The sequence below is a fragment of the Rudanella paleaurantiibacter genome (genome assembly GCF_009184635.1).
Taxonomy (GTDB): Bacteria; Bacteroidota; Bacteroidia; order Cytophagales; family Spirosomataceae; genus Rudanella; species Rudanella paleaurantiibacter.
Window position 1 is genome coordinate 65,268 of sequence record NZ_WELI01000008.1, and the last position, 13,922, is coordinate 79,189.

At 49.0% G+C, this 13,922-nt stretch carries 11 protein-coding genes; 2 read left to right on the forward strand and 9 right to left on the reverse strand.

Annotated elements, in window-relative coordinates:
- Positions 1-119 precede the first annotated feature (119 nt).
- The 9 genes from F5984_RS18620 to F5984_RS18660 form a co-directional block, all read right to left on the reverse strand.
- Positions 120-923 (reverse strand): NIPSNAP family protein, encoded by an 804-nt coding sequence (locus F5984_RS18620; RefSeq protein WP_152125735.1) that lies wholly within the window; start codon positions 921-923, stop codon positions 120-122.
- Positions 924-987: 64 nt separating this feature from the next.
- On the reverse strand, positions 988-4,545 hold the full coding sequence (locus F5984_RS18625; protein ID WP_152125736.1) for an Ig-like domain-containing protein: 3,558 nt from the start codon (positions 4,543-4,545) through the stop codon (positions 988-990).
- Positions 4,546-4,591: 46 nt separating this feature from the next.
- Positions 4,592-5,566: a hypothetical protein gene (locus F5984_RS18630; protein WP_152125737.1), complete on the reverse strand. Its 975-nt coding sequence runs from the start codon at positions 5,564-5,566 to the stop codon at positions 4,592-4,594.
- Complete coding sequence (locus F5984_RS18635) at positions 5,563-6,501, reverse strand: hypothetical protein (protein WP_152125738.1); 939 nt, start codon at positions 6,499-6,501, stop codon at positions 5,563-5,565. Before F5984_RS18635 ends, F5984_RS18630 begins: the two co-directional genes overlap by 4 nt.
- Positions 6,498-7,754, reverse strand: a complete 1,257-nt coding sequence (locus F5984_RS18640) for an OmpA family protein (RefSeq protein ID WP_152125739.1) — start codon at positions 7,752-7,754, stop codon at positions 6,498-6,500. Before F5984_RS18640 ends, F5984_RS18635 begins: the two co-directional genes overlap by 4 nt.
- Before the next feature lie 124 nt (positions 7,755-7,878).
- A complete protein-coding gene (locus tag F5984_RS18645) occupies positions 7,879-9,159 on the reverse strand; it encodes a hypothetical protein (RefSeq protein WP_152125740.1) in 1,281 nt (426 codons plus the stop codon).
- 16 nt (positions 9,160-9,175) lie between these two features.
- Positions 9,176-9,991, reverse strand: a complete 816-nt coding sequence (locus F5984_RS18650) for a hypothetical protein (protein ID WP_185155564.1) — start codon at positions 9,989-9,991, stop codon at positions 9,176-9,178.
- 30 nt (positions 9,992-10,021) lie between these two features.
- The gene (locus F5984_RS18655; protein ID WP_152125742.1) at positions 10,022-10,888 is read right to left on the reverse strand and encodes a hypothetical protein; all 867 of its coding nucleotides are present in this window, start codon (positions 10,886-10,888) and stop codon (positions 10,022-10,024) included.
- A 6-nt stretch (positions 10,889-10,894) separates the two neighbouring features.
- Complete coding sequence (locus F5984_RS18660; RefSeq protein ID WP_152125743.1) at positions 10,895-11,764, reverse strand: hypothetical protein; 870 nt, start codon at positions 11,762-11,764, stop codon at positions 10,895-10,897.
- Between the two features lie 335 nt (positions 11,765-12,099).
- Between F5984_RS18660 and F5984_RS18665 the strand changes: the two genes are divergently transcribed.
- Both F5984_RS18665 and F5984_RS18670 read left to right on the forward strand, forming a co-directional pair.
- Positions 12,100-12,888, forward strand: coding sequence for a ParA family protein (locus F5984_RS18665; RefSeq protein WP_019989998.1), 789 nt, complete (start codon positions 12,100-12,102; stop codon positions 12,886-12,888).
- A 111-nt stretch (positions 12,889-12,999) separates the two neighbouring features.
- A complete protein-coding gene (locus F5984_RS18670) occupies positions 13,000-13,917 on the forward strand; it encodes a ParB/RepB/Spo0J family partition protein (protein WP_152125744.1) in 918 nt (305 codons plus the stop codon).
- Positions 13,918-13,922 lie beyond the last annotated feature (5 nt).

Here is a 13,922-nt window from a genome sequence, read left to right on the forward strand (position 1 = left end):
CGCCTGTCAGGCTGAGCTTGTCGAAGCCCTGTGCGCCAGCAATGTTCCGCAACTCACGTTAAATAGCAAGGCCCCCGGCAAACCAGTTGCCGGGGGCCTTGCTGCGTATAGAACAGGGGTTATTTCATGGGTGAGTAATCGGTCGGTACCAGATACAGCGACTCAACCTTGCTCGTGATCGGGCCTTCTTTCTCCGAATCACCTTTCGCCTTCAACCACTTGGGGTCTTTCCGGAAAGCGTCGAATGAAGCTTTACCCGCGGCTTCGCTCTCGTGAGCGAGGAAATACACGAGCCGGGGCTGCCCATTGGCGTCGGGCGCGGTGGGCTCCGTTGTCAGGAAATAAGCCACGTTGGTCATGCCGTGCTTTTTGAAAAGCTTTAGGGTATGGTTGCGGAACCGGTCGAGCAGGTTGGGCATTTTGCCGGGCGCGGCCGTGTAGGTACGCATCTCAAAGGTCCGCACGGGCGACTTGGCCTTTACGCTCACCTTGGGCGAAAAGTCGGTTTCTTTCATAAAAATCTGGTCGACTTTAGCCACGAGTTTGCCTCTGGCTTCCGTCTTAGCGACTACCTCTTTCCAGGCGGGGTCGCTGCCAAACGCTTTCCACGACGCATCGCGGGCGGCCTTATCGGGGTAGGCCAGAATGTACACCAACTGTTTGTTGGTGGTATCGGTAGGGGTCCAGTAGCCGATATTTTCCATGCCGTGTTTTTCAAACAGCTTGGTGGTGTACTGCCGGAACCGGTCGACGATTTCGGCGTACTTACCCGGTGTTGGGTAGTAAATCCGAATTTCGTACAGTCGGTCAGAGGGCTTAGCGGTTGGCTCACCGTCCCGGTTTGGTCGGGCCGCATTCGGTCGGGCTGATACTGTCAGAGCCGCGAGCAAAAACAAAGCAACGAAAGTAGTAAAACGAAGCATGAGGGGTAAAATGCTGTTAAAGCGAATGAGTCGAAAATCTGCCTTGCCCGGCGTGTGAGGTAATTTAACGAGTAACGAATACCCGGGTATTTACCTTACCTGATGCTGTGCCTAGCATTATCATGTAAATGCCGGGTGGCCAGTTATCTACTGAGAAGGACTCAGTTTGTGGAGTTCCGGTACCTTTACGGTTCATGCGAAACAAAGCCTGACCACTCATGGAGACAATGTGTATGGTGGCTGTTTCGCGAGCAGGTGCAATCCACTTTAGTGTGGCCTGGGTGGTAATAGGATTCGGGTAAGCCTGAATGGTAAGCCCCGGCTTAAACGGCGTATCATCGGTGGCCAGTGGGGTTAAAACTGTCAATCGGTACGCATTGCCTACATCACCTATACCGCAATCGTTTTGTAAGGAGCGCAGACTGTATGTGGTGCTGGCTGTGGGTTTTTCCCAAACAATGAATGGGTTGTTTGAGGTTGTTATGGCTTTCCCATTCCACAAAACTAAGTTATAAGGGGCATCACCAGTAAAACGAATTCGGATGGCTGTACTATCATAAAGTGTCACGATGGAGTCGCCTGATAGAGTTGCCCGTGCGGGCACCGACACGCGAACTTCTAACCGACTGAGTGGGCTTTCGCAGTCATTCACTACCTGTTTGACATAATAATTGAAAATACCGGTTGCATTTGGCGAAAAGCTAATCTGGTCACGGGCTGTGCCGCTACCATCAGGAGTATTGTACCAACGAAGACCGACACCTGTAGCTGCCAGATTTTGAGTTGCCGTGCCAAGACATAGTTTTAACGGTGATTCTACAATTGGGGCAACCGGCTGAGGTCGTATGGTTACCTGAATGGTTGATGGTGAGCTGAGGCAGCTTCCTATCTGCTGTCGTACTTGATACGTAAGTGTACCAGCCGTCGAATTGGGTGGCATAGGTGCTGTGCTACTGGTTCCGGTGATACCCGGCCCGCTCCACTGTAAGCCTACTCCACTTGCCCGCAGGGGAGTGGATACGCTGTTTTGGCAGATAAACTGATTGGTGACCACATCGGGTGGGTTTGGCTGAGCCAGCACTTGTGCATCGACCTGGGTACGGGGGCTTTCGCAGCCAGTGCTAACGGAAACCTGTGACACGTAGTAGGTCAATGTTCCGACACGACTGGTGTTTGGGCTTGGCGAGTCGGTGGTAAAGGTGCCACCTGTGGCCTGCTGATACCAACGTAAGCCAGTCCCGGATGCTGTAAGAGACCGGGGAGAATCGTTTAAACAATATAAGACAGGATTGGCGGCAACAGACGGGCGGTCGGGAGCCTTAACAACCGTTTGCTGAAGCCGGGCTCGGTTGCTTTCGCATCCATTAATAATCTGACTTACGTAGTACAGTTCGACTCCTTCAGTGCTTGTTCGTGGAGTCGGGGCCTGAGTGCTTCCAACTCCGCCAGTTTCGTTGGGGTACCAGCGAAAATTCTGGCCTGTAACAGCCGCGGATAGAACGGTTCCCGAAACTTGAGCAAATTGACATACAGAGGCTGGTGTAGAAACCGCAGGAGCAGCCGGTGGTGCCGTGATGGTAACTACGATTGCGGTTAAATCAGATGCGCAACCGTTCTGATTCTGAGAGACATAAAATGTCTGATTACCTATAGTTCCTGTATTAGGAACTGGTGCATTGGAGCCAAGGCTTTGTTGGCTTGCGGTATACCACTGAAGGCCAACGCCTTGAGCCGTTAGCGCCGACGCGCCCCCATTTTGGCAGTAAGTGACCGGTGTGGAAACTACGGGGGCGGATGACTTACTGTTTGCGATAACACGAATCAGCGCACTACTACTCGGACAGCCATTAACCGTTTGGGTGACGCGGTAACTACTTGATCGGTCATTGGGGGGGATTGGTGCTGTATTCCCAAAGGATTGCCCCGTATCGTCAGCACTAAACCATTGTAGGTTAGAGCCTATGGCCGTGATTGTTGGTGGTGTACTGCCTATACAGAAGCCATAATCAGTTACCGACGGGGGGGATGGTCGGGTAAATACCAGATCGGCCGTGGCACTGGGAGGCAAGTTGCTGTCTGATACAATACGTAGCTTGTAGCCGGTTCCGGGGGCGTCATTTCCGGGGGTAACTCCGGTCAGTGGACTACTTGTACTCGAGGCTATTTCACGTGGATTGGCAAAACTTCCTGATGCGTCAGAGAGCTGAAGTCTGTAGCGTGTCCCCGTAGCGACATTGCCACTAACGGCAAAGCTGACAGATAGGGTATTTCCAGGACAGGTATTGGGGTGACTGACTCCGGTAATTGCCAAGGCTAACCTCGATACACGAATCTGGGAAGATCCGCTGACAGTACCTGCACCACAATAACCACTAAATGATAAAAGCCGTGACGTACTAAACAGATAGTCGCTTGTTGGGTAAATGGGTAGTAGTACCGTGTTGTTTGTTGTGTTTGTGACTGTCTGGATCCCGTTTCTTAAATCATTGTAGCTGTACGACCATGGCCCTTGCCCGGAAAACGTTAATCGAATGCTTGCGGCCTCTCCTTCATTAATATTAGTGGTGCCGTCGGAGATAATAGCAGACGGTTGACTTGCCACTACAAATAGATTACTTAGGCTGGCATTGGTTGTAGCAGTTGCGTGCAGAATGGCCAGTTTATAGCGGCCCACCGGGAGCGAGTTGAGGAGCGTTGTGGAGGCAAGCATCGCTTTTGCCGTGCCGGTAGTAGATGTATACACTCCCTGATTCGGAATTAGTCGAACAGGGTTTATGGCCGAAGTAGCATTTTCGGAATAGACACCAATGGTGTAATTCTGCGTTTGTAATCCATTATCAGTAGCAGTCCAGGTAAGTTCGATAGAGCTACTATATCCTGCACAGATAGTATGGGGGGTAATATTTGTGATGACGGTGTTGATAGTACCCAAGGAGGGTTGAACCTGAAAGGCGGCACTGTTAGTCCCGGTAATGGTTGTTGGTAAGCCCGTTGATGCTACCCGTACTCGGTATGTGCCGGCGGCCAGATTGGCAGGCAAAGAAGCCGAAATAGAACGTAGGTCGCCTGAACTATATGTGGCTGGTTCCCGACTGGTGTAAGCCGGGTTTGAACTTAGGTTCTGTATGAAATTACCATTGGCGTCGAGCAACTGAACCTGAAAGCCGAGCCCTATCGGAAAAGTCCCTACCCCTGTACTGAAAAAGACGGGGAGTGTAGAGCCTGGTGATACTGAGCCTGTAACGGAAAGTTGTGTGGTTATAGGCAGTGTCCGAACCGTGATATTGACGGAGCCGGTTACAGTACCTGAAAAGTTCAGAATTTTGGTTCGGTCGATGACCGTGCTACCGGTTGGTCGAATATTAAAATAGCCAGTTCCGGAAACAGTTTTCGTAATATTCTCGCCCGGTGAGAAAATCTGGAACGACCGGGTCCCGCTCCCCCCAAACAGGGCGTAAATGGCCACATCTCCAACCTGGTTGCCCACTTGAAAAACATTGCCTGTAGACCACGTTTCGGGTGGTGTATCCGGAGGGCCATACAAAATAGATAAGGAGAGGGGTTGGGCTTGCAGAAAGGAACAGACCAAGAGAAATCCGGAAAGAAGTAGAATACGTCTCATGAGTCGAGTTGAGATAAATAGTGTGAAAATCAGTCAAAGGCAGGTACTACTTATTCGCTTGCTGCTTCTGACGTTTGTGGGCTTTGAGCAGTTTACCTATACCAGTTACCAGTAAGCCTACGCCGGTAGCTCCGGCACCGTACACGGCATAGCTATTTGATCCAGAAAAAGAGGTAAAACTCAACGGGGTTAGGGGGCTTCCTGTAGGTTGGAGCGATAGTTCACGCCATTGCTCGTATTCGGCGTTTAAGACATCTACCTTTCCTGTATACGTTTTATAGTCGGTCTGAAGGCGGGAGTGAATCAAGTACCCACCTGCTAAGCTAACCACCCCGCCGGCTATCAGAAGCCACCCTTGCCGTTGGTAGCGTGGATTAGGCGGTGGGGGACCTGAAACCGTTGTCGGTTGTGTAACCGGGGTAGGGGGCTGTGGGGGTGGAGTTACAGATGGCGCAAACGCTAGTCTTGTAATCATCACAGACCAGCCTTTACCAACCCGCTCGGCCCGAAATTCGGCTACTCGTCGGGTTGGCTGATAGGGCTTTGCTATCTGGTTATGCTGACTTTTAAACGTCGATACAAAGTAAACTTGTAGATAGGGAACAGCCCCATTTTGAACATTACGGGGAATCACCTCCGTGAAGTCAATACTAAACCCTTCTGTCTTGGTATAAAAGAGGTCTAGATTGCGTAGATATTTTTCAATAGGCACATCGGCAGGTTTCCCGGCACCGGTGTTTTCAGGGTTGATATCATCCTCAACAATGACCCCATCATTCAGGAAAATCTGGTTAGCATTGGGCAAAAAACTATTCTTGATCACGGCGTCTCGTTCAAACTCCGACACATCGCTGAAGGTGATGGTATTGAGCAGAGCCCGTAGGTTCTCAATTTGTTTACGGGCCATATTTCGGATCTCTGCCTGATCGCTTTTCGAGAGGTTAGGTATAGGCTTTGGTTTGGTTTGAGCCATGCCCGCGACGGATGAGAGCAGTAAAAGGAAAGGTAATAGTTTTCTCATGGGCAGTTGGTGTAGTAAAAGCGGGCGCGGCTTCCATCAGACCGGGCATACCCTGTGGGATAATTTTGTGCGTTGTACGCGTAATTGTACTGTAGGATTGAACTTTCAATCAAGAAACCAGACCGATAACGCCGGATGGTTTCGGTCTGCACATTGCTCCGGGCACGGCCGTTTGCGCTGAGGTCGCTTTCTGGAAATCCCTTAAAGCGCAGTTCACCTGTACGGATAGGCAGACGATTATCGTAGCTGATGGTTCGCTCGATACGCTCGCCTGTATCGCCATAACTTATTGTTTGGTTGGTTATTTGCCCCTGTGCATCGTAAGTGTATCGGGTAGTGTCTTTGCCACTAACCGTGCGACTAATCAGGCCGTTGGTGAGGTCTATAAGTTGGAATTTCGGTTGTTGGATTCGGATGGGGCGCCCGTCGGAGCCTACCGATATCTCTGTTAGCAACGTACCTGAAGCTGCTACTTCTCTATATTGGCTTAATTGGTTACCTGTGTACTGATAGGTAGTGGTCCAGGGAGAATCGTTTGGTACGGTGCCGCTGATTCGGCGAATAGACTGAATTTGCTTTGGTGTACCTTGATATTCATACACAAAGGCCCCTTCCGTAATGGTTGGCAGGCCGTTTGTGTACGTAGTAATCCGGTCGGTGCGGCTGTTTAAGTAGTGATCGGGGCCGAAGCCAAAAAACTGGCTAATCTGCCGGGTAATGCGTCCCTTCTCTTTGCGGATAGCAGTTGTTTTGGTAAGATGTCCAAATGAATCATACTCATAAGCCGTTGAATCGGAATACCCCTCGTAGGTATACGTGGCCAGGCCAAGACGGCAACCTGCTGGAATAATCGAATTGGGTAAATCTGGAGTATGGCTGCAACCAGTCCCCCCCAATACACCCAGCATAAGAATGTTGCGAATGAATTGTCTCATTGATCAATCTCAAGTTTTAGAAAAACCCGTCGGTTTTTAGCTTTATTCTCTTCTGTGTCACGAGGGGAAATAGGATATCGGCTACCCTGACCACTCCAGGCCATTTTCTTTTCGGGCACCCCCTGCCACAACAAGAAGTTGCTGATCATTCGCGCCCTGAGCTCAGACAGGTAGCGGTTAATTTGTTCATCGCCTTCAGGGTCGGTATGGCCAATGATTTTTAGACGATACTCTGGGTGTGTTTGCATAAATACACCTACCTGCCGTAGCAGGTCGCGGTCCTCTTCATCGAGGAGATAGCTGCCCTGTTCGAAGTAGATCAAAGGCAGTTCGTCGGGCAAGCGATAGACACGTTTCGGCGATACCGTCAGGTGAGGGCGCGCCGTTGAGGTAGCTGCACCGGCCGAAATATTTGGGGGAGGGGCTATAGCCGGCAGCGCAATCACGTTAAGACCGGTTCGAATCGTAAGTGGTTGGCTGTAGCGGGCAACGCCGGTCGTGTGTTTCGCGGTTAGCTTGTACTGCCCCGGCTGAATCATGTAGGTGCACAGTTGGTTATCCACGCCGGGTACACTTTGTAGAGGTGTGGTTGTGTTGTCTCGAACAGATTGTAGCTCTCCGTTTACCTTCTGTTGACCCTGCGGAATTTGTATTGACACTACTGTCAGTTCCCGTAGTAGCTTGATGGAGTGTGTACGTTGCTGCCCATCAAGCTGTTCAATGACAATATTTCCCTGATAAGGTAGATAACCTGATTGCTGAATTTCCAGAGCTACGATATCCTGTTTTGAGAAGGATGCGCGGAACAAACCTTTGCTATCCGTATCAAAGCAGCGTTTTGTTTGTTCGTTCGTTGAAAATAAGCATGCTTTGACTCGTAAAGGAGAGTTGGTAAGGGCATCGGTTACGGTAAAGAGTCCACGCTGTGGCATACCCATCTTTGGGCTTCCCTGCTGCTCATAGTGTCGTTGTGCCGACTGTTGGTACAGCTGATCGACCCCTTGTTTATCTAAGGCTACAAGAGGAATAAGAACTCCGAAAACGACCGCTGATCGATTCGCTGAAAGGTTGGACAGAGAGAGTTGCTGAGTGTGATAGCCTGTATGCTCAATAATTAATACGGTTGCCCTACAGTCGAGGTCAATTCGAAACTGCCCCGAGCCTTCGGCTGATTGCCCCAACAAAACCCGCCCTGTAGGTAGCTTAACGGATAAGCTGGCTTGTATAGGTTGCCGGGTTTTATAATCCAGCACAACTCCTGATACGATGAGGCAATTGTCTGCCCGGCTATTTCCTGCGCTTATAAATGAAACCCACCATAGGGCAAGTACTATCCACCTGATCGCTCGCACGTCCACACCCGTATAGGTTTAGGGCTTAATTATTCGCCACTCCGATGTTACCCAGTAATACCTGCCAGTTGAGTTGCCCTTCACCGTTTACGGTTTTCTCATACGACTGTAGCTTGACCCGTACATTTTTTTGGGTTACGTCGCTGTAGAGAACATTGCGTCCTCCTGGGCCGCCGTAACCCGTAAAGGTTTGTTGACCAGTGATAGTACCGTAATAGTTGCCGTCAGCAGCTTGTGTTAACTCCCTGATATATTGAATTTCGGACCATTCGATATTGGTTCGACTGTAAGGGAGTAATTTCAAGCGGGTCAGGTACTCCCGAATTGGGTATCGGCGAGAGCCGGGTCTGTTGGTAGAGGTAACTTCAATTGTAGCAGTAGGCATGAATAATCGTACTGCTTGCTCAATGGCTTGATCGCGTCGATCTAAAGGAATTGATTTATTCGTGATGACATTGAGGTATCCTGAGAACTCATCAACGCGCTGTAACGCTTTGACTCTGTACGATTCATATTCTGAATCACTCAAGGTAGGTCTTGCTTTGGCCACAGCAACTGCCGTTACTGGTGTACTTACTGGCGAATTGACAGCGGGGGTAGAAGGATCAGATGCTTGTTGCCCTGTGTTTACTACCACAACAACAGCTGGCACATTAGCCGTTTCTGATGTATTGGGTTTGGGGCCCGAAACAACTGTTTCGGAGGTTCCGGTAGCCGCAACGGGAACCGTGGGTTCTGTTTTAGCTACGGTGCTAACCGGTTCGGGTGCGCCCCCCGCCAATACTTGCTGACGAATGGTTGGCAGGAGCGATACCACGTCGGTAGGAGCCATAATGAGTTGGTGTCGGCCATCTTTACGCAACACCATTACCAACTCATCTTTGTTGATAGATGCGGCAGTGCCCTGGAGCGTCTTGTAGTTGATAACCTGCTCACTTTCGTACGAAATAGTTGCCGGAATAACCGTAAATGGAACGGCTTTTACCAGAAAGTCAGACTGCCGATTTGACGTTTTAGCAGTAGAGAACTGCTCGATTTGTTGCCGGGCTGAGGCTGCATCGGCCGGTAATGTAGAAATCACCAGAAAATCACCTGCGGCATTGAAAGCCATCAGAACGTTGCTTCGTTGAAAGCTGTATGTACTTGGGCCATTGTCTCTTTTTACACTCAGGACAACTTTGTCTTCCGTAGCATCGGCCAATCGTGCATTGGGTAGCTTATCGCCGTTGGCAAAGTAAATGGCTTCCTGCGCAAGGCTCCGCTCGGAAACGAAAAATAGCAGTATGACAGGTAAAAGGTGTTTCATGGTGCAGAGGTATCGGTTAACGCATCGTTTGAACTAACTGGTGTGTTGCATCGGCCATGAACGATTCTAAGTCGTTCTGGTCAATCGCTTCGTAGGCCGTAATTTTAGCTTTTGTTTCGCCGGGACGCACCCATTGAAATGCTCTGAAACCTGTATTTTTTTTGTAGTACCCGCGGCAGGCATCATCGGTACAAGGGGTGTAATGAATCTTGTAATTCCCGACAACCTGATTGGTTTTCACCTGAATCAACTTGAATTCAACCGATGCGCCACCCAATGTTCTGTAGTCTTGGCGCATCTTTACACTACGCTCCGAGTCGCCGTCCTGAACGTAACAAACGTTGGTATTGTAGCCAACGGGGCGCTCAATACTGATGAGCTCCAGAATGAGGTCCGTGTCGGTCTGATTACCAATTTTCTTATAACTCTCGCCGGGCAATACCTGATTGAACAGTGCTCTATCGCGTACGCTGAACCCTTCTTTGAAAAGTTGTTTTTCGATAGCGTTGTAAAGAGCGGTCTCGTCGTATTGCTGTTGGATTTCGGTGTATTTCGTCGCTGCTTTCCCGCGCCGTTCTTTGACCACTACTTGACGCCCAGTTTTGATTGGTTCGGTCGGCTTAGACGTGACGCCATTATATCGTAAATCATCTTGGGGTCTTGGGACCCGCAGCACAATCTTAGGTGATTTGTTGACAAGCATTAGCTGTGTAAGGGCATCGGAAGAGTGAAGCTCGGCTGGCTTTTGCGTAAATCGGACGATGGCCTTTTTCGCGCACCCACTCAGGCTCAGTAACCCTACGCATAGGGCTACGGGAATCATACGAATCATGTGTAGTAGTAAATGGAATGGATGGATAGACTACCGGCCGTAGCCACAGGCTTTACAATTAACAACGAGCACTTTACCAAACTGCACGTTTCCGTTTTCGTCAAGCACTTTTTCGTGCAACGTGTGCGTTTCGTAATTACAAATGCCGTACGGAATTTCTGTTTTGACTTTGGTGATAATCCGACTGCCTACTTCTTTTTTGCTGCCAGTATTATTATTCCCACCGGTAGCGCCAGGTGGTTCTGGTTGCACGGGAGTTGGTGGGTCTGGTGGCGGAGGAGGGTTATGGGGTATTGGTGCAGGCGGATTGTAAAGAACGGTAAAGTTTGCTCTGTCATTCGCGCATAGCACTTTCTGTATGTATGTTCTGATGTCGTCTACATTGCTAAATACTCTGTACGATTTTTTACCAAGGCGGTATTCATTGAAGGAATTCGAATAGACAAGAATGGAGTCATTTTTTGCATTCTTTATCAACCATCGGGTTAGTGAGTCAGCAGTACCGCTACGGGCAGGATTCGCGAATACTTTAGGAACTTCTAATTCGTCAAAGTTCTTGCTGATTAATTTCCCGATAACTGTTGGGCTCCCCGTCTTCTTGGTTCCGCCCTTTTCAATGGTAGTTTTCATTGAAAAGGTGGATGTTTGATCTGGCCGGACCAAGGTTGGATCAAGGATATACGTCTTCGTACATTGTTTTTCATCCGCAGATATTACCGCGCACAGCTCACGAATTGACTCGGGAATTCGGCTTACATTATCGTCATCATATTCAACATTTAACGAATCCGACAGCACGATGTTGAGGCTATTTCGTACAGCAGGAGGGTCTTTTTTGCAGCCGGGTAAAACCGTGGATAGAATAAGTAAAGAAAGGAGAATGTAGATTTTTTTCATGGTGTGTTAGCTGGTTTGAAGAATCTCCATTTGGCGTTGTAATCCTTTTCGGGCAATGAGTCCTTGTATGTCAAAGGGCTGTTTCACGATTAAATCGGCCAGTTCACGGTCTGTCAATACACCAGTTGTTTCAATAACAAAATGATTTTCATCTTTTGGATAAATGTGATGATTGCCTGCTGATACTTGTATTGGCTTTACTTGAGGTGTGCTGCCATTAATAAATAGCGGCTGTTGTATCGTACCCGTACTGTCTTTAAATCTTTGACCGCCTGAACTAACGTACCGGCTATACTCCGATTGAATTTTGTAATTGAAACGGGACGTGTACAAAAAATAGCCTGTGTATGCTACGTGAAGAATAGATGCCAGTAAGTAACAAACCAGCACAGCTCCGGCAATGGCGTCTGGCGTCATGTATGCATCATAAAAGAAGTAAAACTTCATAATTCCTGATGCAATTATGACCACGTAGAAAAAGTTTGTGTATAGTGTGTACTTGCTTATTTTTCGTCTTAAGTCTTCTTTAAGAACCTCATTGTCTGCATTAACTAATTCATTTTGATGCCGACAAATACGGTCGTGCCAAGCATGAGACACTACTGCCAGGAAAATGTCAATGAAAATAGCAGCAGCGATTGCTTCCCACATAACGCCTTGGTCAATACCGTAAATAGTGGGAATAATCTCTAACACTAGAATGGCAAAGAAGGCTATCATTTGAGTCGGGTAGCCAATAGTTTCGAATAGCCCAGGTAGCACTACTCCGCCAAATGTGCGTTTGCTCTTTTTAGTATAGAGCCAAAAGTTTTTGGTTTCTTTTGATGGGACGAAATCTTGACCTGGTGGGAAACTGAATAATTTAAAACTTAGCATGTAAAGGGAAAAGTATGGAAAGTGATCATCTGTAAACGTTACAAATATATGTAACTGATTAGTTAAAAGTCACGTCTCATTTAGCAAGCGTAAATTATTTTTTAAGCCGTCATTAGTTACAAAAGTTGTGTATCTATATAGTGTTAGTATATATTTGGCTTGGTAGTGAAGCTTGAGATGTACTCTTTTCAAGATATACTAAGGTATGGTGTCTTTAATGAAGAAGCTGGTTTTGTTGTATCCCCCTTAACAAAATTTGTGAAACATTTTCGTGGAACACTCTTGGAATATCAAAATGCATCCGGCATCTTTGACACTGCAACGTACCAAAACCCATGGGCAAAGTCATTGCTGTCGCCAACCAAAAAGGGGGCGTCGGAAAAACCACTACGACAATCAATTTGGCTGCCAGTTTGGCCGCCCTCGAATACCGAACGCTGATTGTTGACGCTGATCCGCAGGCCAACTCCACATCGGGGCTTGGCTACAATCCGAAAGAAATCGAAAACAGCATCTACGAATGCATGATCGAGGATATTCGGACGCGAGACGCTATTCTGCAAACTGACTTTCCGAACCTCGACCTGCTGCCGTCGCATATTGACCTGGTCGGGGCCGAGATCGAGATGATCAACCTCAAAAACCGCGAAGAGCGGATGAAAGAGGCTCTCAACGATATCCGGCATGACTACGACTTTGTGGTCGTCGATTGCTCGCCCTCGCTGGGTCTGATCACCATCAACGCGCTCACAGCCGCCGATTCGGTTATTATCCCGGTACAGTGCGAATACTTCGCTCTCGAAGGGTTGGGCAAACTGCTCAACACGATCAAAATTATTCAGTCGCGGCTCAATACGGAGCTGTCGATTGAGGGTATCCTGCTGACCATGTACGACTTACGGGTTCGTTTGTCAAATCAGGTGGTTGGTGAGGTAACTGCCCACTTCCAGTCGATGGTATTCAACACCATCATCCCGCGCAACATTCGCCTGAGCGAATCACCCAGCTTTGGGGTGCCTGCGCTGGCTCAGGATGCCGATAGCAAAGGCGCTATCAGCTACCTGAACTTAGCTCGCGAAATTTTAGTCAAAAACGGTATCATGCCCCAGGACATGGCCGTCTGAAAAAGTTAAAAAACGTTTACGGTTTATAGTTTACAGTTGCAGGCCGTGATTGTCGAGATCCACGTACTGCATGGACTGAAAACTGTAAACTGAAAACTATAAACTCTTACAATGGATACTTCGAACGCCAAAGCGCCAAAACGAATGACGGGTCTGGGACGAGGATTGGGCGCCTTGTTGCAGGATAGCGATGGGGGCAGCCGACACACCAAGCCATCGCCGTTTGAGGCCATCAGTACCATGACCGAGATTAATCTCGGATACATCGAAACAAACCCGTTTCAGCCCCGAACCCGCTTTGATGAAGAGGCCCTCAACGAGCTCGCCGAGTCGATTCGGGTGCAGGGCATTATTCAGCCCATTACGGTGCGGCAACTGGGTAAAGATCAGTATCAGCTCATCTCAGGCGAACGCCGGTTGCAGGCATCCAAAATTGCCGGACTGACTCATATACCCGCTTATGTTCGGACGGCCAACGACCAGCAGATGCTGGAAATGGCCCTCATCGAGAACATTCAGCGGGAGAACCTTAACTCCATGGAAATTGCCCTGAGCTACCAGCGGCTCATCACGGAGTGTAGTCTTAAGCAGGAGGAGCTGGGCGAGCGCGTTGGCAAAAACCGGACAACGGTCAACAACTACATCCGGTTGCTCAAACTGCCACCTGTGATTCAGGCATCCCTGCGCGATAACGTGATTTCGATGGGCCACGCCCGGGCGATTATCAACATCGACAACCCCGAAACCCAGATCAAACTCTTTAAGAAAATTGTGGAGGAAGACTGGTCGGTGCGGAAGGTGGAAGAGGCTGTTCGGAACCTGGCCGACGAAACCGAAGGGGCAACGGCCCGGCGGGTGACCTTGCCCAAACAGGAGATTCGGAGCTTACAGTTTAAGCTCTCGTCGATGTTTGGTACGAAGGTGTCGATCAAGGCTGACGAGAAGCATAAAGGCGAAATCAAGATTCCGTTTGCCTCGCAGGAAGAATTAGACAAGATTCTGCTGGTTCTGAATTCCAGTGCGTCGTAAACAGC